Source organism: Actinoplanes flavus, assembly GCF_017592555.1.
GTDB classification, from domain to species: Bacteria; Actinomycetota; Actinomycetes; order Mycobacteriales; family Micromonosporaceae; genus Actinoplanes; species Actinoplanes flavus.
This window is the reverse complement of sequence record NZ_JAGFNS010000016.1, coordinates 168,739-192,613: the sequence shown is the minus strand read 5'-3', so window position 1 is coordinate 192,613 and position 23,875 is coordinate 168,739. Positions and strand designations below refer to the sequence as shown.

Here is a 23,875-nt window from a genome sequence, read left to right as displayed (position 1 = left end):
CCCCACAGCCACTTGCTCCTGGAATGCCAGCAGCCCCGTCACGTGCTCAGCCCCACGCGACGCGGTGCTCGTTTCCGACCGGCGGCCGTACAGGCCGTTTCACGTTTCCACGCGTTGCGGCCCACCGTGCCGATCAAACATTTTCCCTGATGAACACCGGCGAACCCAAACCCAGCCCGGGCGGATGTGACAGCATCTAGCATATCGTCTTTTGGGCTGTCACAATGTGCGGTCATGCAGGCGCGGTCCGCACTCTTCGACCTGTACGGCGACTACCTGCGCGATCGCGGCTCCCGAGCCCCGGTCTCGGCGCTGGTCCGGCTGCTGGCACCGCTCGACATCGCGGCTCCGGCGGTCCGCACCGCAGTGTCGCGAATGGTGCGACAGGGCTGGCTGCACCCGCTCCGGCTGGCCGCCGGACCGGGTTATCTGCTCACCCCGAAGGCCGCGCGCCGGCTCGACGAGGCGGCCGCCCGGGTGTACCGAACCGGTCGCGGTGGCTGGGACGGTCGCTTCGACATGATCCTGCTCCACGAGCCGGTCACGCGGCGGGACGCGCTCCGGCTCACCTATCTGGGCTACGGGCCGCTCAGCGACCAGGTCTGGGTGGCGCCCCGGGCCTCCGAAGAGGTCGAGGCGCTGCTGGCCGAGGCGGGCGCCGGCTACGAGCGGTTCAGCGCCAGCCCCGCGGCGGACGCCACCGGGATCGTGGACCGGGCCTGGGACCTCGCCCGCATCGGACAGTCGTACCAGGATTTCGTCGAGGAACTACTGCCCGTCGTCAAGGCGATCACTCCACGTAGCACCGACGAGGAAGCGTACGCCGCCCGGTTCCGCCTGGTGCACGCCTGGCGGTCGTTCCTCTTCCAGGACCCGCAGCTGCCCTCGGCGCTGCTGCCGCCGGGCTGGCCGGGCGTCAAGGCCGCCGGATTCTTCGACAAGCACGCCGCCCGGCTGCGCCCGGCCGCCGACCGGCACGTGGAACGTTGCCTGCAGTCGGCCACCCGTGGAGCGCGTGTGGGATTCTCGAACCCATGACCGACTCGCTCCTCGTCGACCGCACTGACGCGGTAGTCACCCTGACCCTCAACCGCCCCGACGCGATGAACTCCTTCACCGTCGACCTCAAGGAGGCGTTGCGGGACACCCTCGCCGAGCTGGAGGGCGACCGGTCGTGCCGGGCGATCGTGCTGACCGGCGCGGGCGGCGCCTTCTGCGGCGGCCAGGACCTGCGGGAGCACGCGTCGCTGCTGCGGTCGGGCGCGACCGATCTGAACACCGTGCAGGTGCACTACAACCCGATCGCGCAGCGGCTGGCCAACATGCCGAAGCCGGTGATCGCCGCGGTCGGCGGGATGGCCGCCGGCGCCGGCGCCTCGCTGGCCCTGCTCGCCGACTTCCGCATCGGCGGCCCCCGGACCAGCTTCCTGATGGCCTTCGCCAACGTCGGCCTGGCCGGGGACAGCGGCATCTCCTGGTCGCTGCCGCGGATCGTGGGGCATGCCAAGGCGGTGGAGCTGCTGCTGCTCGCGAAGCCGGTGAAGGCCGAGGAGGCGTCCCGGATCGGGATGCTGACCCAGCTGCTGGACGACGACGAGAAGGTGCTGCCGGCGGCCCAGGAGCTGGCCGCGCGGCTGGCGGCCGGCCCCACGGTGGCGTACGGCGCGATCAAGCGCGAGCTGTCCATCGCCACGGCCGGCACGCTGTCCGACGCCCTGGCGGCCGAGGCCCAGGCTCAGGCGATCTGCGGCGCGACCGCGGACCACTCGGCCGCGGTCGACGCCTTCGTGAACAAGCAGCGCCCGGAATTCCAGGGACGCTAGTCCTCGTCGTCTTCTTCCTCGGGGTCCTGGTTCGCCTCGGCCCCGAGGACGAAGGCCTGCATGGCCAGCTCGTCACCGGAGGGCCAGACGTAGGTGGGCAGCTCGGCCGGGCCCAGCTCCAGCACGTGCGACCAGAACTGGCGCACCGCCTCGGCCGGGTTGACCGCCTCGATCGGCATGGCCACGCTCACCAGCCAGGCCTTCTTGTCGGACGGGCCGCCCAGGCGCTCGGCGAACCGCCGGAACGTCGCCTCGTCGACCGGGCCCGCCGAGAGAGCTGCCGGAATCGGCTCGTCGAAGGCCCGTCGCAGATACCACAACGCGAGACCGCCGTCGGTCTTCTCCACCCGGGCCAACGCCACGACCTGCTGTTCGGCGACCACCAGCACCTCGTCGCCGACCGCCGCCCCGGCCGGGCCGTCGACCACGGTCACCACATCGTGCTGGAACAACCGCTCGGTCGCCCACTGCTCATCCGGAAGAACTACCGACCATCGCGCCATGGCTTCATCTCATCACGGGCACGTGGCAGTCCGTGAGGTGGTCGTCCACCATGCCGGTGGCCTGCATCAACGCGTACGCCGTGGTGGGTCCGACGAACCTGAATCCGCGCTTCTTGAGCGCCTTGGCCATGGCGGTGGACTCGGGTGTGACCGCCGGGACGTCGGCGCGGGTACGCGGGCGCTCCCGGCCCGGCGGCGCGAACGACCAGAGCAGCTCCGTCAGATCGACCTCGGCCGCCACCCGTGCGTTGTGCAGCGCCGCGTCGATCTTCATCCGGTTGCGGACGATGCCGGCGTCGGCCATCAGGCGCTCGGCGTCGGCCTCGGTGTACCCGGCCACCTTGGCGATCGAGAAACCGTCGAAGGCGGCCCGGAACGCCGGGCGCTTGCGCAGGATGGTGATCCAGGACAGGCCGGACTGGAAGGCCTCCAGGGTGAGCCGCTCGAAGAGGGCGTCGTCGCCGCGGACCGGCCGGCCCCACTCGTCGTCGTGGTAGGCCGTGTAGTCCGGTGAGCCGCCCGCCCAGAAACACCGTGGCCGCCCGTCGGCGCCGATCACCAGCCCGATGTCGCTCACGGCAGCCGCCCCTGCTCGACCAGCCGCGCGAAGCGCTTGAGCGTCCCGGTGAAGCCGATCTTGGAGCCCGGCCAGAGGACCGGCCAGGCGATCTTGCCGACCGCGCCGGGCGGCAGGTGGAACCACTCGTGCAGCACGATCTGGGTCCGGTCGCCGGACATCGCGGTGCACCGCATCGAACCGGGGCCGCGCAGCACCTTGCCGCAGTGCACGACGCGGACCTCGTACGGCGCGTTGACCTTGACCACCCGCAGCTCGTCACGCAGGACCGCCGGGCCGAGCGCGGTGACCGCCTCGACCAGGCTGCCCTCGCCGCCGTCGCCCTCGACCACCCGCACCCGGGTGAACGGGATCCACTCGGACTGCTTCTCCCAGTTCATGAACGCGGCGAAGACCCGGGACGCGGGCGCGTTGACGATCACCTTGGCGGTGAACTCACCGGAACCCGCCCGGGCGGCGTCACCCAGCCCGTTACCTGGGCCGCCCTCCGCATCGCTCATCACTTCTCCACCGGCTCCTGCTGACCCGTCTCCATCGGGATGACCGGCGGCTCCGGGACCGGCGGCAGGCCGGCGACCGGGGCCATCGCGGCCTCCCGGGCCTTGCGGAGCGCGTCGGCGTCCTCGGTGCGGCCCTCGCGTAGCGCGACCACCTCGGCCTCCAGCACGCCGATCAGCTCACCCTTGTAGCCGATGTCGTACGCCGCCCGCTGCAACGCCTGGTCCACCTGCTCCATCCGGTAACCGCGCCAGACGGAGTCGAACCTGGTCCGGGAGATGTCGTCCTCACCGAGGGGACGGTCGCTGGGCAGCGGAACCGCGCGACCGTCGGGCTCGACCGGGGTCAGGCCGGGGTCGCTCCCGCTCAGCAGAACGGTCACGCCGAAGACGATCGTCGCGACGACCAGTGCCACGACAACGAAGAGCAGAAGCTGACCCATGCGCACGATGTTGACATGTCCGCATTCCGTAGGCGAGCCCACCACCCGTCTGGACGGTCAGGTCCAGGTGAGGATCCGCTTGCGCCAGGCGTACAGGATGCCCAGGGCCAGCACGGCCACGAAGATGCCCATCTCGGCGATGGCCAGGCCGCCGAAACCCGGCCGGTCGAAGATCACCGCCCACGGGAAGAGAAATACGGCTTCCACGGCGAAAAGCACATAGAGGTACGCATAGACGTAATACCGGATCTGCGCCTGCGCCCAGTCACCGCCGACCGGGTCGATGCCGCTCTCGTAGGCGATCCGCTTGCCCGGCGGCTCGGCCGGACGGGCCGGGCGCAGCAGCCGGTTCGCGCCGAACGCGGCCACGAACAGCAGGACTCCGGCGAGCAGCAGCAGCCCCATGGTGGCGTACGAACCGAGGTATCCCTCCACGATCGGGGAGCCTATCTGACGCAACCAGTGAGATCTGCTAGCTGGTTGTTCACCCTCGCGGCTACCGTGGGCAACGGTCCACGGCCGCTTCGTAAGGAGCGGCGACGTAGTGTGGAACTGACGATTTGCGGGCCGGCTCATCGACAGTCTTGAAGCCGCCGGACCGCGCCTATGGAGGTTGAATCGTGGCCGCTCCCGCGAAGCGAGTCGAGCAGCTGGACCGGGTGGTGATCCGATTCGCCGGCGACTCCGGTGACGGAATGCAGCTCACCGGAGACCGGTTCACGTCGGAAACCGCCCAGTTGGGCAACGACATCTCGACCCTTCCGAACTTCCCCGCAGAGATCCGTGCACCAGCGGGCACCCTTCCCGGGGTCTCCAGTTTCCAGGTGCACTTCGCCGACTACGACATTCTCACCCCGGGTGACGCGCCGAACGTCCTCGTCGCGATGAACCCGGCCGCACTCAAGGCGAACCTGGCCGACCTGCCGGCCGGCGCCGACATCATCGTCAACACCGACGAGTTCACCCGGCGCAACCTGGCCAAGGTGGGCTACGCCGAGAGTCCGCTGGAGGACGGCTCGCTCGCCGAGTACGCCGTACATCCGGTCGCGCTCACGTCCCTGACCCTAGGCGCCCTGGCCGAGAGCGGCGTCTCGAAGAAGGACGGCGAGCGCGCCAAGAACATGTTCGCGCTGGGCCTGCTCAGCTGGATGTACTCGCGACCGTTCGAGTCCACCCTGCGGTTCCTGGAGCGCAAGTTCGCCAAGCGGCCGGACCTGGTCGCCGCGAACAAGACCGCCTTCCAGGCCGGCTGGAACTACGGCGAGACCACCGAGGCGTTCTCGGTGCGCTACGAGATCAAGCCGGCCAAGATGCAGCCCGGCACCTACCGCAACATCACCGGCAACCAGGCGCTCGCGCTCGGGCTGGTGGCCGCCGCCGTGCGGTCGAGGCTGCCGCTGTTCCTCGGCGCCTACCCGATCACCCCGGCCTCGGACATCCTGCACGAGCTGTCCAAGCACAAGCGGTTCGGTGTGACCACGATGCAGGCCGAGGACGAGATCGCCGCGATCGGGGCGGCGCTCGGCGCGGCCTACGGCGGGGCGCTCGGCGTCACCACCACCTCCGGGCCGGGCGTGGCGCTCAAGGGCGAGACCATCTCCCTCGCGATCGCCCTGGAGCTGCCGCTGGTGATCGTGGACGTGCAACGGGCCGGCCCGTCCACCGGCATGCCCACCAAGACCGAGCAGGCCGACCTGAACATGGCCCTGTTCGGCCGGCACGGCGAGGCGCCGCTCGCGGTGATCGCGCCGAAGTCGCCGTCGGACTGCTTCCACGCGGCGCTGGAGGCGGCCCGGATCGCGCTGACCTACCGCACCCCGGTCATCCTGCTGTCCGACAACTACGTGGCCAACGGCTCCGAGCCGTGGCTGCTGCCGTCCGTCGACGAGCTGCCCGACCTGCGGGTCGAGTTCGCCACGGCGCCGAACACCGAGGACGGGCGCTTCCTGCCGTACCTCCGTGATCCGGAGACGATGGCACGGCCGTGGGCCGTACCCGGCACGCCGGGCCTGGAGCACCGCATCGGCGGCCTGGAGAAGGCCGACAAGACCGGTGACATCTCCTACGACCCGGCGAACCACGAGTTCATGGTCCGCACCCGGCAGGCCCGGATCGAGGCCATTCCGGTGCCCGATGTGGATGTCGAGGACCCGGACGAGAACGCGCAGGTGCTGGTGCTCGGCTGGGGCTCCACGTACGGGCCGATCGGCGCCGCCTGCCGGGCCCTGCGCCAGCGCGGCCTGACCATCGCCCAGGCGCACCTGCGGCACCTGTCGCCGCTGCCGGCCAACCTGGGCGAGGTGCTCGCCGGGTACGAGAAGGTGGTCGTCCCGGAGATGAACCTGGGTCAGCTGGCCGCGGTGATCCGGGCGAGGTATTTGGTCGACGCGGTTCCGTTCAACCAGATCAGCGGCCTGCCGTTCACCGCCGCGACGCTGGAGAGCATGCTCGAGGACGTGGTCAAGAATGGCTGAGACGATCGCGCTGAAACTGACCGCCAAGGACTTCAAGTCCGACCAGGAGGTCCGCTGGTGCCCCGGCTGCGGGGACTACGCGATCCTCGCCGCGGTGCAGCAGTTCATGCCGGAGCTGGCGATCCCCCGGGAGAACATCGTGTTCGTCTCCGGGATCGGCTGCTCGTCGCGGTTCCCGTACTACATGAACACGTACGGGATGCACTCGATCCACGGGCGCGCCCCGGCGATCGCGACCGGCCTGTCCGCCTCCCGGCCCGATCTGAGCGTCTGGGTGGTGACCGGCGACGGCGACGCCCTGTCGATCGGCGGCAACCACCTGATCCACGCGCTCCGGCGGAACGTGAACCTCAAGATCCTGCTGTTCAACAACCGGATCTACGGGCTCACCAAGGGGCAGTACTCCCCCACCTCGGAGATCGGCAAGATCACCAAGTCGACGCCGGCCGGGTCGGCGGACTCGCCGTTCAACCCGCTGTCGCTGGCCCTCGGCGCGGAGGCGACCTTCGTGGCCCGGACCATCGACTCCGACCGCAAGCACCTGCAGTCGGTGCTGCGGGCCGCGGCCGAGCACGAGGGCTCCGCGTTCGTGGAGATCTACCAGAACTGCAACATCTTCAACGACGGCGCCTTCGACCTGATCAAGGACCCGGCCACCCGGGACGAGCACCTGATCCGGCTGGAGCAGGGCCAGCCGATCACGGTCGGGAAATACAACGTGGTCCATCCGGAGGGCAGCTTCGGCCTGAAGGTGCAGGAGGGCGGCACCCCGATCGTCCACGACGCGACCGTGCAGGACCCGGCGTACGCCTTCGCGCTGACCCGGCTCTCCGGCTCCGACCTGAACACCACCCCGATCGGCGTGTTCCGGAACGTGCGGCGGCCGTCCTACGACGAGATCGTCCGCAAGCAGGTGCTCGACGCGAAGACCCAGGCCACCGGCAGCCCCGAGGAGATGCTCGACGGTCTCCTCAACGCCGGTGACACCTGGACCATCCTCTAGACCGACACCCCGTTGGTGGCGGTCGCCTCATCGCGGATGTAGACGAGCAGGTCGCCGGTCTCGATGCTGACGGCCTGCTCGCCGCCGAGCGGCAGCACCTTGCCCCGGCGGATCAGCGCCACCACCAGGGTGAGCAGCTCGCGCGGATTGCGGCCGACCTCGGACCGCTCCGCCGAGCGCATCGCCAGCGCCATGCCCTGCCCCGGGGTGAGCAGGTCCTCCACCACGTCGATCAGCGGCGGCGCGGTGGTGGTCAGGCCGAGCAGCCGGCCGGCCGTCGAGGACGACACGATCACGTGGTGGGCGCCGCTCTGCTTGAGCAGCGCGGCGTTCTCCTGCTCCCGGACCGCCGCGATGATCCGGACCTGCCCGGCGGTCAACTGCCGGACGGTCAGCGAGATCAGGACCGAGGCCTCGTCCCGGTCGGTGGCGATGATGACCGACTTGGCGTTCTTCACGTCCGCGTCGTTGAGCACCGCCGACCGGGTGGCGTCGCCCTCGATGACGACGAACCCGCCCTGGGTGGCCTGCCGGACGCCGGCCTCACGGTTCTCCACGATGACGATCCGGGACTTGTCGTAGCCCGTCTCCAGCAACGCGGCGACCGCGGCCCGGCCCTTCGTGCCGTAACCGCAGATGATCACGTGGTCCTTCAACTTGCGCCTCCACTGGCTGACCCTCAGCCCCTTGCGGAACTGGTCGGTCAGCACCTCGAGTGTGGTGCCGACCAGGATGATCAGGAAGAGGACCCGGGCCGGGGTGATGAACAGGACGTTCACCAGCCGGGCTCCCTGGGTCGCCGGAGTGATGTCGCCGTAGCCGGTGGTGGAGAGCGACACGACCGCGTAATAGAAGCAGTCGAGGAGGGTGAGCCCGTCCTCGTTGACGTCGCGGTACCCGTCCCGGTCGATGTAGATGACACCGACCGCCAGGAACACCAGGACGCACGCCATCACCAGGCGGACGCTGAGCGCCCGCAACGGCCCCTGCCGGACCAGAGGTAGATGAATCATGGAACCGCCCGCACGCGATCACCCTAACGGTCAAGCTTGAGGTCCTAGCTGTAGGACATCACATCCGTCACCGGCCGCGCGCTGGAGGTCCCGTATGCGCCATATCGCGGTGGTCGCGCTGCTGATCGCCGTCCTGACCCCGGCCGTACCGGCACAGGCTTCGATGAGCCGCGCCGAGGTGCTCGCCCGCTGGACGCAGCCGACCGACGCCAGCTACGCCGCCTGGAACACCGCACGGCGCCACCGCGTCCGCTGGGCGTCCTACCGCTTCGACTGGTCCACCGACCTGTGCTCGCGGGCTCTGGAGGTGCCGCTCGGCTTCGACTTCTCCGATGCCTGCCGGCACCACGACTTCGGCTACCGCAACTATCGGGCCCAGGGCACCTTCGCCAGGCACAAGGACCGCCTCGACGAGGTCTTCCGCGCCGACATGCGCCGCGTCTGTGACGCACACCGCCCCGCGGCCCGGCGTCCCTGCAACGCCATCGCCTTCGCCTACCACCGGGCCGTGCGGTCCCTACCGAAAACCTGATCCGGTACGGCGTACCGGAAATCTTTTTATCGAATTATCTGCGCGAAACGGGCCGCGCCGTTCTCGAGGTCGGGGTGTTCGACGGCCAAGGCCATGGCGACTATCCGGTCGAAGCCCAGGCCGGCGCCGTCGGCGTAGGCCGCGTCGAAGGCCGCGTCGCCGAGCGCCGCCCGCAGCGACATCTGCTGGGCCGACCAGAACGCGCCGAACGACGCGGTACGCCGCGCGCCGCGCGCCACCTCCGCACCGCCGAAGAGCACCGTGGCGGTCGCCGGATCGCCGCCGAGCGCGCAGCGGACCGCGATCGCCGCCACCGCGTCCGCGGCCGCGCCCCGGAAACCGTGCCGCAGCCTCGACCGCAACGCCACCACCAGGTGATCGTGTGCGGCCACCAGGTCGCCCCGGCGCAGCGCCACCATGCCGAGAAGCCAGTCGACGGCCCGGCGGCCACGCGCCTCCGGGCACAGCGTCTCCAGATGCCGGGCCGCGCCGAGCAGATCGGCCGCCTCGGTGAGCGCGTCCCGGCGCCACAGCAGTTCGGCCAGGGTCAGCACGGCGGGCAGCGCGGCGTTCGGGACACCGGCCCGCTCGGCCTCGGCGATCACCTCGCGACAGCTCCGCTCGGCGGCGGCCGGATCACCCTCCGGCAGCGCCACCCGGGCGGCCCGCACCCGGATCGGCAGCGCCGGATCGCCGGACCGTCCGGCCGCCTCCTCGGCCCGGGCCAGGTACCGGTCGCGTTCCGCCCGGTCGCCGGTCAGGCCGGCGTGCGCCAGAAAGGCGCCGGTCAGGTCGGCGGGCGCCACCGAGTCGTCGCCGGGCAGCGCGCGGTAGAGGGCGAGGAGCAGCTCACGGCCCCTCCGCCCACCGCCGTGCTCGCGCCACCACGGATCCAGCGCCGCCACCAGACGCAGCCCGGCGGGCACGTCACCGATCGTGGCGGCCCAGCGCAGCGCGCCCTCCCACTCGGTCACGAAAGGGGCGAACTCGGTGAGCGAGACGGTACGGGCCGGATCCTCGGCGACCACCGCGACCCGGTCCAGCGTGTGCAGCGACCAGGTGAGATGGCGGCCGCGCACGGACGGTTCGTCGCCGGTGGCCGCGAGACGGCGCAGCGCGTACGCCCGCACCTGGTCCGACATCCGGTACCGCGGGCCCGGGATCACCTCGACCAGCGACTTGTCGGCGAGCTCGGACAGCGCGCTGAACGCCTCCGCGTCGCACCACTCCACGGTCGTGAGATCCACCGGCCCGGCGAAGACCGCGAGCCGGCGCAGCAGATCCGCCGCCCGGCTGCCCAGCGTCCGGTACGACCAGGCCAGATTGTTCGCCAGGCTGGCGTGCCGGCCGTCCCCGGCCGCGTCGTTGTCCAGGGCGCCCAGCGGATCGTCGAGCCGCCGGGCCAGATGCTCGGCCGGCAGCAGCCGCAACCGGGAGGCGGCCAGCTGAATGGCCAGCGGCGAACCCTCCAGCCGCGCCGCCAGCCGGGCCAGCTGCGCGTCACCGTCACCCGGGCGGCCACCCTGCGCGGCCGCCGCACGGTCCCGCAGCAGCGCGAACGCGTCCGCCGGAGCCAGCGGCGGGATCCGCCACACGGTCTCCCCGGCCAGCGCCAGCGGCGCCCGGCCGGTCGCCACCACGTCCAGCCGCCGGCACCGGCCGAGCAGGCGGTGCGCCAGCGTCGCGGTCAGGGCCGGCGCCGCGTCGCACGTCTGCAACAGCACCAGCATCCGGCGCTCGGCGCACTGCTCGACCACCGTGTCGATCATCGGGCGGCCCGGTTCCGGGCGCAGGCCCAGAGCGGTGGCCAAGGCGTTGGGCAGGCCCTGCGCCGCGGTCGCGGCATCGATCGTCCACACCCCGCCCGGGTACGCCGGAAGCAGCCGCTCAGCCACCGCCAAGGTCAGCCGGGTCTTGCCGGAACCGCCCGGCCCGACCACCGTCACCAGGCGGTTGTGGCTGATCAGCTCGGCCAGTTCGGTGATCTCGGTACGCCGCCCGACGAACGGGCTGTGCTCGGCGGGCAGATTGTGCCGGGGCGCCTCGGCGGTCCGCGGGCGCGGGAACTCCCGCTCCAGGCCGGGCGCGCACACCTGGAAGATCCGCTCGTCGTCGTCGAACCCGCGCAACCGGAAGGCGCCGATGTCCAGCAGGTCCACGGTGGCCAGTGTGGCGGCGGCCGCGGCGCCCCCACCCGAGGTCGCGGCGAAGGTGGCGGTCACGGCGAGCGCGGTCGCCTCCGAGCAGAGCACCTGACCGCCGTGTGCGGCAGCCGACACCCGGGCGGCACGGTGGACCTCGGCGCTCGCGTACTCCTGGCCGATCGGAACGGCCCGCCCGGTGTGCAGGCCCATGCGGACCTTGGGAATCGCGTCACGGCGTGGCCAGTCGTACGCGGACAGTCGCCGCTGCGCCTCGACACAGGCCGCGACCGCCGCGTCGGCATTCGAGAACGCCACGAAAAAGGAGTCACCCTCCGTAAGGAGTTCGACACCATCAAAATCTTTGAACACAGCGCGTAGCACGGCTCGGTGCGCGCCGAGGACGGTCCGATACGCCTCACCGAGCATCCGAGCCAGTCGCGTCGAGCCCTCGATGTCGGTGAACATAAAGGTCACCAGACCACTGGGTAGCTCGATCCGTCCCGACACGGTGGAACCTCCGCCCCCTTTGGGAAGTCGCGACTCATGCTGCCGTATCTCTGCGTCACCGCCCATCGTAGAAACGGACGGTAATCATTTGCCCGCCACGGCCGACCCCTTACGGAGGACGCCCTGATCGTTTGGGATCGACCGGAGGCATACGGGACTACGCGTCTCGTAACGAAAGAGATCGAACGCGGAAACGCGGCGGGCGGGCAAAAGCGGCGGGCCGTTCGGGTGTACCCGAACGGGTCACACTTTCGCCACCGCGCGCGAGCGAGGCGTCACCGGCCGAAGTCGACACTGACCATGGTCATTTCCTTGCGACGCCATCCCCTCACGGTGCCGCCGTCGTGATGCACTTCCGCGGTAAGCCTCGCCGGATCTTCGTACGTTCGCCGAATATTCACCACGGTGTCACCCGAGCCACGCGTCGAGTCGACCTCCACATCGGCGTGTCCACTCCCTGTCCCCCACTCGAAGAGAATCGGACACCAGAGCTGCCTCAAGCCCGCCGAGACAGCCCTGAGAACCAGCCGCAGAGATCCGGCTAGCTGTCCCAAGCCCCACGAAACAGCTCGGGAAGCCGGCCGGGAAGATCCCGCTGGACATCGGGGCTGACTCAAGCCGGGCGAGACAGCTCGGGGAGCCAGCCGGGAAAATCCAGCTGGATGCCAGGGCTGATCTCCGGGCCGCACGGCCGGGCGACGGGGGTCAGCAGCCGCAGCCGCCACCACAACAGCCGCCACCACCGCCGCCGGCGGACGGGGCCGCTCCGCCGCGACCGGTCACGGCAACAGTGGACAGCAGTTTGACGGTGTCGCCGTGACCCTCCGGGCAGGTCGCCGCGGCGGCGGCCTCCCGCATCGGGCGACTGACTTCGAAGGTGGCGCCGCAGGCGCGGCAACGGTACTCATAACGCGGCATCCGACCAGCGTAGGGCCCCTGCCCCGAGGCGTGTAGGAGGAGTGGTCCACGGGACTTCGGCGGCCTCCCCGAGAGTGGTTTCCGGCGGGTAGGGTCGACGCGTGGCGGAGGTGCGGAAGAACCCAGCAGAGCGTCCGGAGCTGCGACCCGCGGCACCGCATCGGGGCGGGCCGCTGGGCAGTTCCGGGGCGGCCCCGGAGAAGGGGGCCACGACCACTCCCCAGCCGTCCATCGATCCCACCACACCTGCTGACGCGACGCGGACGACCGGCGGCACCAGCTCGAAGAGCAATCCGGCCGACGCGGCCCAGAAGACCAGCGACGTCGACAGCTCGAAGGTCGCCGCCACTCCGAAGGCCGCTACGTCCGGCACGGGCCAGGCCCGTTCCGGGGCGTCCAGCCCGGAGAAGGCGGCGGCCGTCGAAGCCGAGCCCACCGAAAGCGCTGCGGATGTGGCCACCGGTGGGGAGAAGACCGCCGGGAGCGGGAAAGTCGCGGACGAAATGGCGCGATCGGGCAATGCCACGAACGCAACGGCGACCGGAAGCGCCGAGAGCCCCGGGGTGAAGAAGACCCCGGCCGCAGCGGCTGAGGGCGCCGAACCCGGGAAGGTGGGAACAGCCAAGAAGGCCGGGAGCACCGGGGCCGGAAGCGCTGGAACCGGGAACGCTGGAGCTGAAAACGCCGGGGCCGGGAAGGGCTCGGACAAGGCGGTGGAGGGCGCCGCGAGTGGCAGCCCGGTGACGGCCGGGGCCGGGGCCGGGAAGAGTGTTCGGCGGCGGTTTCGGCCGGTGCGGGCCGCCAAGCGGGCCGCGCGCGGGACGGCGGCCTGGGCCAAAGGGCCCAGTGGGCGGGTGGTTCTTCCCGGGGCGATGCTGGCGGCGCTCGTCGGGCTGGCGGTGACTTCGGGGGCCTATCTCGTGCCCAAGGCGCTCGAGGTGACGCCCGCGCCCAGCGCGACGCCGGCGTTCGGGGCGGACGGCGCCTCGGTGCCGCCTCCGGTCTGGGCCTCGCCGGGTGGCGTGCCGGCCGGTGGGGTGGCCAGCGCGCCGCCGAGTCTTCCGGTGCCGACCACCGGGATCGGCGGGCTGCCACAGCCGACGGTCAACAACACCCGGCCGGCGGACGCGCTGGCGGGCTGGGCGTCGGAGATCGGCACCCGGGTGAGCATCCCGGTGGTGGCGGTGCAGGCGTACGTCTATGCCGAGCTGGTCACCGCGCAGACCACGCCCGGCTGTCATCTGAACTGGACGACGCTCGCCGCCATCGGCGAGGTGGAGTCGTCGCACGGCAGTGTCAACGGGGCGGTGCTGGGGGCCGACGGGGTGGCGCTGCCGGCGATCATCGGGCTTCCGCTGGACGGCCAGGGTGGGCGGCAGCTGATCCCGGACACCGACCAGGGCGTGATGGACCTGGACAAGACCTATGACCGGGCGATCGGGCCGATGCAGTTCATCCCGTCCACCTGGAAGGAGACAGGAATCGACGCCGACCGGGACGGTGTGGTCAACCCGAACGACGTCGACGACGCCAGCCTCACCGCGGCCGTGTACCTCTGCAAGGGTGGCCGCGACATGTCCAACGCCGACTCCTGGTGGGACGCGATCCTGTCGTACAACGCGGTTCGCCCGTACGCGGAGAAGGTGTTCCGGATCGCCGACGACTACGGACGTCGCAGCAAGATGTGATCGACACAGATTTCGCGACTCAGCGTAAGCGTAGCTGCACTTTTGCGTGGTGAGCACTTCCCTCAAGGTCTCACAAACGGCACGATGTACCCGTGAGGGTGCGTGAATGGGATCCCCGCTCCGCGTCCGCGGCCGAGGTCCGCTCGCTCGTGGAGACGGTGAACGCGGTCCTAGCGGCCGATCTCCCGGACGATCCACCCTGGCGCGACGTGCAGGTCCGGGACTATCTGGCCGAGACCATGCCGGGCGAGCGCCGGATCACCTGGGTGGCCGAGGACGACCGTCTCCCCGAGGGGGAGAGCAAGATTTTCGCGCATGTCAGCATCCTGCTTCTCGGCGACATCGGGGTGCTCGAGGTGCTGGTCCGGCCCGAGTTGCGGCGCCGCGGCCTGGGTCGGCAGCTGGTCGCGGTGGCGGCCCGCCGGGCCTATCTGGAGGGCTTCTCCTCGATCGGGGTGGAGGCGATCGGCGGCACCACGGCCATCCCGTTCTACGAGTCGCTCGGCTTCGAACGGGAGTATGTGGAGACCCGCGGCGTGCTCAACCTGGACTCGGTGGACTGGCTGGCCCTGGGTGGCATGGCCAGCGGGATCAGCCCCGGCTACCGGATCGAGTACCACCCGGGCGGGCCGCCGGATCATCTGCTGGAGGCCTACGCGCGGGCCAAGGCCGAGGCGCAGCACGACGATGAGGACCTGGAGCTGGCGCCCCGCTCATCCGATCCGCAGCGGCTTCGCGATTCCATCGAAACGCTCCACCGGCGTGGTCTGAAGCCGTACATCGTGCTGGCCATCCATGAGGCGACCGGTGCGGTGGCCGGGCTGACCGAGGTGGTCGTTCCGGCGCAGCATCCGGAGCGGGCCGACCAGTACGACACGATCGTCGTCCGGGAGCACCGCGGATACGGCATCGACCGGGCGATCAAGGCGCGGATGCTGTTCGAGCTGCGGGCCGCGGAGCCGACGTTGCGCCAGGTCCAGACGTGGAACGCACAGCACAACGAATCGATGCTCAAGGTCAACGCCGAGCTGGGCTACCAGTCCGACCGCGACTGGTACGAGTACATAGCCGACGTGACACAACTGGTCCAGAGCCTAGAGCTGAGCTAGCTTGGCTGCGCTTCGCTCCGCGGCAAAACGCCTTGTAACCGGTGTCGAGGCAGGTGATTTCCCGCCGCCAGCACACCCCGCTGGCGTCGGGAAATCACTTGCCTCGACACCGGCGGCGTTTTGCGGGGGATGTCGAGTGCACTGATGTGCGGGTGGAGTGGTCTTGTGGTGTGCCGGAGCACCGATCTGCGCCCGGCGGGCGCGGCACAGGCTTGACCCGGCAGGTGCTCGCGGGAAGCCGGCGGGACGGCGTCCCTGCTTTGCGGGCGGGGAACGCCGTACCGGAAACGGGTTTGATCTTTAGAAGCGGGAGCGGAGCAGCTGGGCGACCTCGGTGGCCCAGTAGGTGAGGGTGATCTGGGCGCCGGCCCGCTTGATCGAGGTGAGGGTTTCCAGAATGACGCGTTCGCGGTCGATCCAGCCATTGGCGGCGGCGGCCTCGACCATCGCGTATTCGCCGGACACCTGGTAGGCGGCGACCGGCACGGTGACCCGTTCGCGGATCGCGGCGATGATGTCCAGGTAGGGCAGCGCCGGCTTGACCATGACGATGTCGGCGCCCTCGGCGACGTCGAGGTCGACCTCACGCAGGGCCTCGCGGACGTTCGGCGGGTCCTGCTGGTACTGGCGGCGGTCGCCCTGGAGGGTCGACTCGACGGCCTCGCGGAACGGGCCGTAGAAGGCGCCCGCGTACTTCGCCGAGTAGGCGAGGATGGCCACGTCCTGGTGGCCGGCCGTGTCCAGAGCCTTGCGGATCACACCGATCTGGCCGTCCATCATGCCGGACGGGCCGACCATGTGGGCGCCGGCCTCGGCCTGCGCGACCGCCATGTCCGCGTAGATCGCGAGGGTGGCGTCGTTGTCGACCGAGCCGTCGGCGGCCAGGACGCCGCAGTGGCCGTGCGAGGTGAACTCGTCCAGGCACAGGTCACCCATGATCACCGTGCTGTCGCCCAGCTCGGACCGCAGGTCGCGGAGGCCGACGTTGAGGATGCCGTCCGGGTCGAGGCCGCCCGAGCCGGTCTCGTCCTTGTTGGCGTTGTCCGGCACGCCGAAGAGCATCAGCCCGCCCACGCCGGCGCTGACCGCCTCGGTCGCGGCCTTGCGCAGCGACTCGCGGCTGTGCTGGACGACTCCGGGAAGGGAGCTGATCGGTTTCGGCTCGGTCAGGCCCTCTTTCAGGAAGAGCGGCAGGACCAGCTCGGACGGGGCGAGCCGGGTCTCCTCGACCAGGCGGCGGATCGCGGGTGTGCGCCGCAGGCGGCGCGGGCGGATGTCGGGGAAGGACATCGGGCGCTCCTCGAGAAAAGAAGAAGCGCGCCGACTCGATGATCGGCGCGCTTCTCGATGAATCAGCGGAATCGGAGGGCGGTCGGCCCCTGGACCTTGGAGCCGCGGCGCTGCTTGGCCGGCATCGCGGCCAGCTTCTCGCGGAGCTCCAGTGCGTAGTCCGCGAGGGCCTCGACCAGGTCGGGCACCGAGGCGGTCTGCGGCTGGGTGTCGACCCGGAGGCCGAACTCGACCGCGGTCTCGGCGGTCTTCGGGCCGATCACCGCGACCACGGTACGGGCGTGCGGCTTACCCGCGATGCCGACCAGGTTCCGGACCGTCGAGGACGAGGTGAAGAGCACCGCGTCGAACCCGCCGGACTTGATCGCGTCCCGGATCTCGGCGGGCGGCGGGGCGGCCCGGACGGTCCGGTACGCGGTCACGTCGTCCACCTCCCAGCCTCGCTCGATGAGCCCGGCCGCCAGGGTCTCGGTGGCGATGTCGGCGCGCGGCAGCAGCACCCGGCCGACCGGGTCGAGGATCTCGTCGTGTGGCGAGAACTCGGCCAGCAGGCCCTCGCTGGACTGCTCCCCGGACGGGATCAGCTCGGGCTGGATGCCGAAGGCGCGGACCGCGTCGGCGGTGGCCTCACCGATACAGGCGATCTTCACACCGCCGAAGTGGCGGGCGTCGAGGCCGTGCTCGCCGAACTTCTCCCAGACGGCGCGGACCGCGTTGACCGAGGTGAAGATGACCCACGCGTACCGGCCGTCGACCAGGCCCTTGACCGCGCGCTCCATCTGCGCCGGGGTACGGGGCGGCTCGACCGCGATGGTCGGCACCTCGCACGGGATGGCGCCGTAGGCACGCAGCCGGGCGGACATGGCGCCGGCCTGCTCCTTGGTCCGCGGGACGAGCACCTTCCATCCGTACAGCGGACGGTTCTCCCACCAGCTGAGGGTGTCCCGCTCGGCCACCTCGGCGCCGACGGTGAGCACGACCCGGCCGGTGAAGCCGAGCGCCGCGGCGACGAAGCTGTCCACGGTCGAGGTGGTGGTGTACTGCGTCTCACCGGTGCCGTCGCCGGTCACCGCGACCGGGACGCCCGGCTCGACACCGGCGGCCAGCAGGCCGTCACGAACGGCGGCCAGGTCACCGGCGTCCACCGCGACGGCGAAGGAGCCCTTCTGGGCGGCGCCGGCGAGGGCGTCGAAGTCCAGGGTGGTGACGTCGTCGACGTCGGCGGAGATCCGGACGCCGGGCAGCGGCACGCCGGCGTAGGCGGCGACGCCCTCGGCCTGGCCGATGCCGGGGATCACCTCGAAGTGCACCGCGGTACGCGCGACCGCCTGCACCTCCTTGACCACCGCGTCGTGGCCGAACGGGTCACCGGCGACCAGGTGCACGGCGGAGAGGCCCGACTTGGCGGCGGACAGCAGCACCTTGGCGACGTCTCCGGGCGCGCCCTCGGCCGGGCTGAACTGCGCGTCCTCCTTGGCGTCGGAGCGGATCGCGCTGAGCAGGGTGTCGGGCACGCCGCGGTCGTAGACCACCTGGTCGGCATCGGTCAGCGCCGCGTACGCGCGGCGGGTCAGCAGCTCCGGGTCGCCGGGTCCGGCGCCGATGAACGCGATGCGTCCGGCTGGCTTACGGGCGGTGCGGGTGGTCATTCTGTGCTCCCCATCAGGGTATCGGCTCCGGCGTCGAGGAGATCGATGGCAAGCGCCTTGCCGATCTCCGCCGCGCCGGCGGGCGTTCCGGTGCGCGACAGTCGGATGGCTCGGACCCCATCCGGGCTGATCACCGCACCGCGCAGGTAGATCTCGTCACCGTCGTCGCCTTCGGCGATCTCGGCGTGTGCCGCGACCGGGGCGGAGCACCCGGCCTCGAGCGTGGCAAACATCGCCCGCTCCGCCAGCACGGCGGCGCGGGTCGGTGCGTGATCGAGAGCGGACAGCAGCTCGATCAGGTCGGTGTCGTCGGCCCGGCACTCCACCGCCAGCGCACCCTGGGCGGGGGCGGGCAGCATGAGCATCGGGTCGAGCGTCTCGGTGATCTCCGCAGACCGGCCGAGGCGTGCCACACCGGCCCGGGCCAGAACGACGGCGTCGAGGTCGGCCTCGGGGCCGAGAACCCGGGCGATGCGCGAGTCCACATTCCCTCGGATCGGCGTGACCTGCAAATCCAGCCCCAGGGCGTGGAGTTGCGCGATGCGGCGCACCGCACCGGTGCCGACGGTGGCGCCCGGCGGCAGCTCCGCCAGCGTCAGTCCGTCGCGGGCGATCAGGGCGTCACGCGGGTCCTCCCGGGCCGGTACGGCGGCGATGTGCAGCCCTGGGTGCTCGCCGGTGGGGAGGTCCTTGTACGAGTGCACGGCGAAGTCGATCTCGCCGGCCAGCAGCGCGTCCCGGAGCGCGGAGACGAACACCCCGACGCCGAGCCGGGCCACCGGAGCGTCGGACCGGTCACCGGGGGTGACGATCCGGACCAGCTCGACCGGGCGACCGGTGGCGGCGGTCAGCGCGTCGGCGACCATCTGTGACTGGGTGAGCGCCAGGGCGCTGCCCCGGGTGCCGAGCCGAAGCGTCACGGTTTCCCCCCGATCTCCGGTACCGCGTTCGCCTGTGTGGCCAGCGGGACGTCCAGGTCGAACAACTCACGGAGCAGGGCCGCGTACTGGTCGCCGCCGGGTTCGGCGGCGAGCTGCCGGACCCGCACGGTCGGCGAGTGCAGCAACTGCTGGACGACCCGGTGCAGGGTACGGGAGACGTCGCCCCGCTGCTCCTCGGTGAACTCGGGCCGCCGGGCGATCAGCTTGCGCATCTCGGCCGAGACGACCTCCTCGGCCCGGGTCCGCAGGGCGGCCACCGTGGGTGCGATCTCGGCGCCGCGCAGCCAGCCGAGGAAGTTCTCCACCTCGGTGGCGACGATCTGCTCGACGGCCGCGGTCTCGGCGGCGGCCGGATGGGACCGGCGGCTGCTGGCGAGGCTGTTGATGTCGATGATGTGCACGCCGGGCAGATCGGCGGCATCCGGCGCGACGTCGCGCGGAACGGCCAGGTCGAGGACCACCAGCTCCTTGCCGACCCGCTCCAGGCGCTGCCGGGTGAGCACGGGCGCGGTGGAGGCGGTGGCGCACACCACGATGTCGACCTCTTTCAACACCGCGTCGAGGTCGTCGAACCGGACGGCGACCGCCCCGTACGCCTCGGCGAGCCGGTCGGCGCGCTCGTGGCTGCGGTTGGTGATCCGCAGCGGGCCCACACCGGCCCGGGTGAGCGTGGCCACCGACAGCGCGCCCATCGCCCCGGCCCCGATGACCAGCGCGGATCGCCCGGCCAGGTCGGCGCCGAGGTGCTCGGCGGCCAGGTCGAGGGCGGCCGTCACGACGCTCTGCCCGGCCCGGTCGATGCCGGTCTCGGCGTGCGCCCGCTTGCCGACCCGCAGCGTCTGCTGCATCAGCTCGTGCAGCAGACGGCCGGCCGAGTCGACCTCGGTGGCCGAGTGATACGCGTCGCGCAGCTGGCCGAGGATCTGGGCCTCGCCGACGACCATCGAGTCGAGGCCGGAGGAGACCCGGAACGAGTGGCGGACCGCCGCCTCGCCGTAGTGCACGTAGAGGTGGCCGGCGAGCTCGCTGGCCGGGATGCCGGAGTGCTCGGACAGCACGTTGCAGATGTCGCCGAGGCCGCCGTGGAAGCCGCTGACCGCCGCGTAGACCTCGACGCGGTTGCAGGTGGAGACGACCACCGCCTCACCCACGTACGGCTGGGCGACCAGGCGTTGCAGCAGACCGGGGACGGACGGCTCGGGAATGACGAGGCGCTCGAGGACCGCGACGTCGGCCGTGCGGTACGAGGCTCCGATGCTCAGCAGGTTCACGAACCGACCGCCTCCTGGTCTTCCGGCTGCTTGTCCGGGCTCGCGGCGGCGGCCCGGCCGCCCGGGAGGGCGGTCAGAGACGCCTTGCGGTGCTCATGGAACGAAAGGATCTGCAGCTCAATGGCGAGATCCACCTTACGTACATCGACGTTGGAAGGCACCGACAGAACGCCCGGCGCGAAGTTGAGGATGCTCGTCACACCGGCGGCGACCAGCGCGTCGGCGACGGTCTGGGCGGTGCCGGGCGGCGTGGCTATCACACCGATCGCGATGGACTCCTCGGCGGCGATCCGCTCCAGGTCGTCGAGGTGCCGCACGGTGAGGCCGTTGATCTGCTCGCCGACCTTCTTCGGGTCGGTGTCGAAGAGGGCCACCACCCGGAAGCCACGGCTGGCGAAGCCCGCGTAACCGGCCAGGGCGTGCCCGAGGTTGCCGACGCCGACCAGGCAGACCGCCCGGTTCTCGTCGAGGCCCAGGATGTACTCGATCTGGGCGACGAGCAGGGAGACGTCGTAGCCGACGCCGCGGGTGCCGTACGACCCGAGGTGCGACAGGTCCTTGCGGAGTTTGGCGGAGTTGACCCCGGCGGCGGCCGCCAGACCCTCACTCGATACCGTCTCCGCGCCGGTCTCGGCGAGGTGGTGGAGGGCACGCAGGTATTCCGGCAGCCGGGCGATGGTCGCCTCCGGTAGATCCGGGAAGGCCGGGACGCCACCGGCCTCGCCGGGCGTGCTTCCGTGACGCTGCTGACTCATCTGACTCCGTGCCGACGAGGCGAACCTGCGGTGAGCCCTGTCTGTGCGATACCGGTGGAACCCTCGTGGGGTGGCTGTGGTAGCGGGGCTCGTCGGAGTCACAGAGTAGGCGCTTGTGAAGGCGTGCACAAATCGCGATCTTGTCGGGACAATTGGACAAGATCGACCCGGCTGTGTTAGTCGGGCCGACCCGTCGAGTATTACCGCTCGACCCCCGCCAGGGCCACCTGACTCAGAGTGACATGGCCATCTTTACCGCCTCCACCAGCGTGTCGGCGACCGGACGGCCGGATTCACGCAACCGGGCCGGGTGGGTGAACCCACCGGTGTAGAGGACCGCGCACCCGCCGACCGACTCGGCCGCGTCCGCGTCGTCGATCGAGTCGCCGATCAGCACCACGTCCCGTCCGGCAACGCCGAGTTCGTCCAGGTGAGCGGCGAGATGGGCGGCTTTGAACCCGCCGCCGAGCTCGGCCCGCAGTCCGTCGACGCGGGCGAAGAGACCGGCCAGGCCGTACCCCTCGACGGCCGGGATCAGCTCGCTGTGGAACCACATGGACAGCAGCGACTGACTGCCCGGCCACGTCTTGATCGCGGTCATCGCGTCGGCGGCCAGCGACACGTCGGTCAGCCCCAGGCGGTACGCGTCGTGGAAGATCCGGTCCAGCCGGCCGAACTCCTCCTCGCCGACCGCCCGGCCCAACATCTCGGCGTAGAACTCGGCGACCGGCCGCCGGAAGGCCCGCCGATGCTCGTCGGCGTCCACGTCGCGGCCGCCCACCGCGGCGAAGGCCGTGTTCGTCGACGAGACCACCAGGTGGAGATCGTCGAGCAGGGTTCCGTTCCAGTCCCAGACCAGGTGCTTTGACGTCACGGGATGCGAGGCTACAGCCGCGGCTCACCCGGTGGCCGGGCCAGATCCCGCAGCAGGCGCTCCTCCTCGATGCGCCAGTAGCCGTGCTCCTTGCCGTCCAGCAGCAGCACCGGCACCCGGTCGCCGTAGTCGCGCTCCAGCTCGATGGACGAGTCCACGTCGACCTTCGTCCACTGGCCGGGGGCGATCCGGTCCAGCGTCTGCTCGGCCACCTCGCACAGGTGGCAGCCGTCCCGGCTGATCAGGGTGAGTCTCACAGGTCGCCCTTCCGGATCTTCCCGATCGGCGAGCGCGGCAGCGTGGCCACCAGCTCGATGCCGGGCAGCTTGAAGCGGGCCAGCCGGCCGGCGCAGTGCGCCCGCAGCTCGTCCGGGCTCGGCGCCGGCTCCCCGGCCGGCACCACGTAGGCGTGCGGGCGCTGCCCGGTCTCCGGGTCGGGCAGCCCGACCACGGCCGCGGCGGCCACCGCCGGGTGCGCGGTCAGCACCCGCTCGATCTCGGCCGGATAGACGTTGAAGCCGTTCACCAGGATCAGCTCGCCGATCCGGTCGACCAGGACCAGGTCACCGTCGCCGTCGGCGTAGGCGATGTCGCCGGTGGGCCACCAGCCGTCCGGGCCGGGGCCGCCGCGCCCGTCCGGCCAGTAGCCGGAGAACAGGTTCGGCCCGCGGACCACGATCTCTCCCGGATCGGTCCCGGCCGACTCCGCGATCTCGAGATCCGCGTCGACCGAGGCGGTGCCGTCACGCCACAGTTCCCGACCCGAGGCGGTACGCAGGAGCAGCTCGACACCGGGCAACGGGCGGCCGATCGAACCGCTCTTGTCCCGGTGGCTCACCGCCGTGGTGGTCAGCACCGGGGCGGTCTCGGTCAGCCCGTACCCGATCAGGACGGCCCGGCCGGTCAGTTCACGGAACCGCGCCGCCACGCTCTCCTCCAGCGGCGCCGCGCCGCACACCGCGGTGCGCACCTCGCGCAACGCCTCCGCGGCGGTGGGCAGGCTGGTCCAGGCCTGGTACATGCCGGGCACGCCGACCGTGACGGTCACCCGGTGACGGGTGATCAGCTCCAGCGAGGCGGCCGCGTCGAAACGCTCGGCCAGCACTCCGGTGGCCGCGTGGTGTGCCACCGTGCCGAGCCCGGTGTTCAGCCCGTAGGCGTGGAAGAACGGCACCGCCAGCAGCACCACGTCGTCCGGCCCGACCACCGGCGGCTCGATCCGGTCGAGCTGCTCGTGGTTCGCGGCGAGCGCGGCGTGGGTCAGCATCGCGCCCTTCGGACGCCCGCTCGTGCCCGAGGTGTAGAGCAGAACCGCAAGATCGTTTTTTCCGGGTACGACGTCCCGCGCGACTTCCCGCCCCCCGTGGGGCAACGGCTCCTCGACGACCAGGGCGGCCGCCGAGTCGGCGATCGCGTACTCCCGCTCGTCCGCGGTGTATGCCGGGCTGAGCGGCACCGCGACCCGGCCGGCCCGCAGCGTCCCGAAGTAGGCGGCCACGAAGTCGACGGTGTTGCCGAGCAGCAGCGCCACCCGGTCGCCGGGCGCGGTGCGTGCGGTGACCGAGGCGGCGGCCGCGGAGACGCGGCTGTCCAATTCCGCCCAGGTGATGACAATGTCCCCGGCGATCAGCGCGGGCCGGTCGGGACGGCGGCCGGCGGCCTCGGCGACCGGGTCGCGAGCGGGTTCCTCCACGAGGCCCGAGTCTGGCACAAAGCACGCCCGACCGGGACGGCGGACAGCGCGTGCGCCGCGTACGCGGCTTGTTCGGCAAAGGTGGACCTTGACGATCATTGCCGCTTTCGCGCAATTCGCGGCTTTGCGCGTAGCGCACACGGTGTGCGACTCCCCGTGTCCGAAGTCGGC

The 23,875-nt window shown here is 71.1% G+C and carries 23 protein-coding genes; 7 read left to right on the top strand and 16 right to left on the bottom strand.

Annotated features, from left to right (window positions below):
- Positions 1-234 precede the first annotated feature (234 nt).
- A complete protein-coding gene (locus tag J5X75_RS24620) occupies positions 235-1,038 on the top strand; it encodes a PaaX family transcriptional regulator (RefSeq protein ID WP_208469854.1) in 804 nt (267 codons plus the stop codon).
- Positions 1,035-1,823, top strand: a complete 789-nt coding sequence (locus J5X75_RS24615) for an enoyl-CoA hydratase-related protein (protein ID WP_208469853.1) — start codon at positions 1,035-1,037, stop codon at positions 1,821-1,823. The genes J5X75_RS24620 and J5X75_RS24615 overlap by 4 nt, the downstream gene beginning before the upstream one ends.
- On the opposite strand, the gene J5X75_RS24610 is transcribed toward J5X75_RS24615, so the two are convergent.
- From J5X75_RS24610 to ndhC, 5 genes are read right to left on the bottom strand one after another with little or no spacing between them, the layout of a single operon-like run.
- Entirely contained in the window at positions 1,820-2,326 is a 507-nt protein-coding gene (locus J5X75_RS24610; protein ID WP_208469852.1) for a hypothetical protein, read from the bottom strand. The two genes, J5X75_RS24615 and J5X75_RS24610, sit on opposite strands and share 4 nt — an antisense overlap.
- Positions 2,327-2,330: 4 nt before the next feature.
- On the bottom strand, positions 2,331-2,903 hold the full coding sequence (locus J5X75_RS24605; RefSeq protein ID WP_208469851.1) for a DNA-3-methyladenine glycosylase I: 573 nt from the start codon (positions 2,901-2,903) through the stop codon (positions 2,331-2,333).
- Positions 2,900-3,403 carry an SRPBCC family protein gene (locus J5X75_RS24600; RefSeq protein WP_208469850.1) on the bottom strand — a complete coding sequence of 168 codons (504 nt, stop codon included), beginning with the start codon at positions 3,401-3,403 and terminating at the stop codon, positions 2,900-2,902. Before J5X75_RS24600 ends, J5X75_RS24605 begins: the two co-directional genes overlap by 4 nt.
- Positions 3,403-3,843, bottom strand: a complete 441-nt coding sequence (locus J5X75_RS24595; RefSeq protein WP_208469849.1) for a DivIVA domain-containing protein — start codon at positions 3,841-3,843, stop codon at positions 3,403-3,405. Before J5X75_RS24595 ends, J5X75_RS24600 begins: the two co-directional genes overlap by 1 nt.
- Before the next feature lie 57 nt (positions 3,844-3,900).
- The gene (ndhC, locus tag J5X75_RS24590; RefSeq protein ID WP_208469848.1) at positions 3,901-4,278 is read right to left on the bottom strand and encodes an NADH-quinone oxidoreductase subunit A; all 378 of its coding nucleotides are present in this window, start codon (positions 4,276-4,278) and stop codon (positions 3,901-3,903) included.
- Between the two features lie 185 nt (positions 4,279-4,463).
- Between ndhC and J5X75_RS24585 the strand changes: the two genes are divergently transcribed.
- Complete coding sequence (locus J5X75_RS24585; protein ID WP_208469847.1) at positions 4,464-6,317, top strand: 2-oxoacid:acceptor oxidoreductase subunit alpha; 1,854 nt, start codon at positions 4,464-4,466, stop codon at positions 6,315-6,317.
- The gene (locus J5X75_RS24580) at positions 6,310-7,320 is read left to right on the top strand and encodes a 2-oxoacid:ferredoxin oxidoreductase subunit beta (protein ID WP_208469846.1); all 1,011 of its coding nucleotides are present in this window, start codon (positions 6,310-6,312) and stop codon (positions 7,318-7,320) included. The genes J5X75_RS24585 and J5X75_RS24580 overlap by 8 nt, the downstream gene beginning before the upstream one ends.
- On the opposite strand, the gene J5X75_RS24575 is transcribed toward J5X75_RS24580, so the two are convergent.
- Positions 7,317-8,333, bottom strand: a complete 1,017-nt coding sequence (locus tag J5X75_RS24575) for a potassium channel family protein (RefSeq protein ID WP_208469845.1) — start codon at positions 8,331-8,333, stop codon at positions 7,317-7,319. The two genes, J5X75_RS24580 and J5X75_RS24575, sit on opposite strands and share 4 nt — an antisense overlap.
- A 94-nt stretch (positions 8,334-8,427) precedes the next feature.
- Here J5X75_RS24575 and J5X75_RS24570 point away from each other — a divergent pair, with 94 nt between their 5' ends.
- A complete protein-coding gene (locus J5X75_RS24570) occupies positions 8,428-8,865 on the top strand; it encodes a phospholipase (RefSeq protein ID WP_208469844.1) in 438 nt (145 codons plus the stop codon).
- Between the two features lie 26 nt (positions 8,866-8,891).
- On the opposite strand, the gene J5X75_RS24565 is transcribed toward J5X75_RS24570, so the two are convergent.
- Positions 8,892-11,516, bottom strand: a complete 2,625-nt coding sequence (locus J5X75_RS24565; RefSeq protein WP_208469843.1) for an ATP-binding protein — start codon at positions 11,514-11,516, stop codon at positions 8,892-8,894.
- A 705-nt stretch (positions 11,517-12,221) separates the two neighbouring features.
- A complete protein-coding gene (locus J5X75_RS24560; protein WP_208469842.1) occupies positions 12,222-12,434 on the bottom strand; it encodes an FmdB family zinc ribbon protein in 213 nt (70 codons plus the stop codon).
- Positions 12,435-12,535: 101 nt separating this feature from the next.
- Here J5X75_RS24560 and J5X75_RS46070 point away from each other — a divergent pair, with 101 nt between their 5' ends.
- Positions 12,536-14,122: a lytic murein transglycosylase gene (locus J5X75_RS46070; protein ID WP_208469841.1), complete on the top strand. Its 1,587-nt coding sequence runs from the start codon at positions 12,536-12,538 to the stop codon at positions 14,120-14,122.
- A gap of 92 nt (positions 14,123-14,214) precedes the next feature.
- Positions 14,215-15,231, top strand: a complete 1,017-nt coding sequence (locus tag J5X75_RS24550) for a GNAT family N-acetyltransferase (RefSeq protein WP_208469840.1) — start codon at positions 14,215-14,217, stop codon at positions 15,229-15,231.
- Between the two features lie 300 nt (positions 15,232-15,531).
- Here the strand turns inward: J5X75_RS24550 and hemB are convergent, their stop codons facing one another.
- From hemB to J5X75_RS24510, 8 genes are all read right to left on the bottom strand, one after another.
- Positions 15,532-16,521, bottom strand: coding sequence for a porphobilinogen synthase (gene hemB, locus J5X75_RS24545; RefSeq protein ID WP_208469839.1), 990 nt, complete (start codon positions 16,519-16,521; stop codon positions 15,532-15,534).
- Between the two features lie 62 nt (positions 16,522-16,583).
- Positions 16,584-18,170, bottom strand: a complete 1,587-nt coding sequence (locus tag J5X75_RS24540) for a bifunctional uroporphyrinogen-III C-methyltransferase/uroporphyrinogen-III synthase (protein WP_208469838.1) — start codon at positions 18,168-18,170, stop codon at positions 16,584-16,586.
- The gene (hemC, locus tag J5X75_RS24535; RefSeq protein WP_208469837.1) at positions 18,167-19,090 is read right to left on the bottom strand and encodes a hydroxymethylbilane synthase; all 924 of its coding nucleotides are present in this window, start codon (positions 19,088-19,090) and stop codon (positions 18,167-18,169) included. Before hemC ends, J5X75_RS24540 begins: the two co-directional genes overlap by 4 nt.
- Entirely contained in the window at positions 19,087-20,382 is a 1,296-nt protein-coding gene (locus tag J5X75_RS24530) for a glutamyl-tRNA reductase (RefSeq protein ID WP_208469836.1), read from the bottom strand. Before J5X75_RS24530 ends, hemC begins: the two co-directional genes overlap by 4 nt.
- Positions 20,379-21,137: a redox-sensing transcriptional repressor Rex gene (locus J5X75_RS24525; protein ID WP_208469835.1), complete on the bottom strand. Its 759-nt coding sequence runs from the start codon at positions 21,135-21,137 to the stop codon at positions 20,379-20,381. The genes J5X75_RS24530 and J5X75_RS24525 overlap by 4 nt, the downstream gene beginning before the upstream one ends.
- Before the next feature lie 232 nt (positions 21,138-21,369).
- Positions 21,370-22,011, bottom strand: a complete 642-nt coding sequence (locus tag J5X75_RS24520; protein WP_208469834.1) for an HAD family hydrolase — start codon at positions 22,009-22,011, stop codon at positions 21,370-21,372.
- Between the two features lie 11 nt (positions 22,012-22,022).
- Positions 22,023-22,268: a glutaredoxin family protein gene (locus J5X75_RS24515; RefSeq protein WP_208469833.1), complete on the bottom strand. Its 246-nt coding sequence runs from the start codon at positions 22,266-22,268 to the stop codon at positions 22,023-22,025.
- Positions 22,265-23,704 carry an AMP-binding protein gene (locus J5X75_RS24510; protein ID WP_307798240.1) on the bottom strand — a complete coding sequence of 480 codons (1,440 nt, stop codon included), beginning with the start codon at positions 23,702-23,704 and terminating at the stop codon, positions 22,265-22,267. The genes J5X75_RS24515 and J5X75_RS24510 overlap by 4 nt, the downstream gene beginning before the upstream one ends.
- Positions 23,705-23,875: the final 171 nt, after the last annotated feature.

What these genes read in the sequence shown, in the direction of transcription:
- J5X75_RS24620 (WP_208469854.1), top strand. Translation starts at nt 235, where the DNA reads ATGCAGGCGCGGTCCGCACTCTTCGACCTGTACGGCGACTACCTGCGC.
- J5X75_RS24615 (WP_208469853.1), top strand. Translation starts at nt 1,035, where the DNA reads ATGACCGACTCGCTCCTCGTCGACCGCACTGACGCGGTAGTCACCCTG.
- J5X75_RS24610 (WP_208469852.1), bottom strand. Translation starts at nt 2,326, where the DNA reads ATGGCGCGATGGTCGGTAGTTCTTCCGGATGAGCAGTGGGCGACCGAG.
- J5X75_RS24600 (WP_208469850.1), bottom strand. Translation starts at nt 3,403, where the DNA reads ATGAGCGATGCGGAGGGCGGCCCAGGTAACGGGCTGGGTGACGCCGCC.
- J5X75_RS24595 (WP_208469849.1), bottom strand. Translation starts at nt 3,843, where the DNA reads ATGGGTCAGCTTCTGCTCTTCGTTGTCGTGGCACTGGTCGTCGCGACG.
- J5X75_RS24580 (WP_208469846.1), top strand. Translation starts at nt 6,310, where the DNA reads ATGGCTGAGACGATCGCGCTGAAACTGACCGCCAAGGACTTCAAGTCC.
- J5X75_RS24575 (WP_208469845.1), bottom strand. Translation starts at nt 8,333, where the DNA reads ATGATTCATCTACCTCTGGTCCGGCAGGGGCCGTTGCGGGCGCTCAGC.
- J5X75_RS24570 (WP_208469844.1), top strand. Translation starts at nt 8,428, where the DNA reads ATGCGCCATATCGCGGTGGTCGCGCTGCTGATCGCCGTCCTGACCCCG.
- J5X75_RS24560 (WP_208469842.1), bottom strand. Translation starts at nt 12,434, where the DNA reads ATGCCGCGTTATGAGTACCGTTGCCGCGCCTGCGGCGCCACCTTCGAA.
- hemB (WP_208469839.1), bottom strand. Translation starts at nt 16,521, where the DNA reads ATGTCCTTCCCCGACATCCGCCCGCGCCGCCTGCGGCGCACACCCGCG.
- J5X75_RS24540 (WP_208469838.1), bottom strand. Translation starts at nt 18,170, where the DNA reads ATGACCACCCGCACCGCCCGTAAGCCAGCCGGACGCATCGCGTTCATC.
- J5X75_RS24525 (WP_208469835.1), bottom strand. Translation starts at nt 21,137, where the DNA reads ATGAGTCAGCAGCGTCACGGAAGCACGCCCGGCGAGGCCGGTGGCGTC.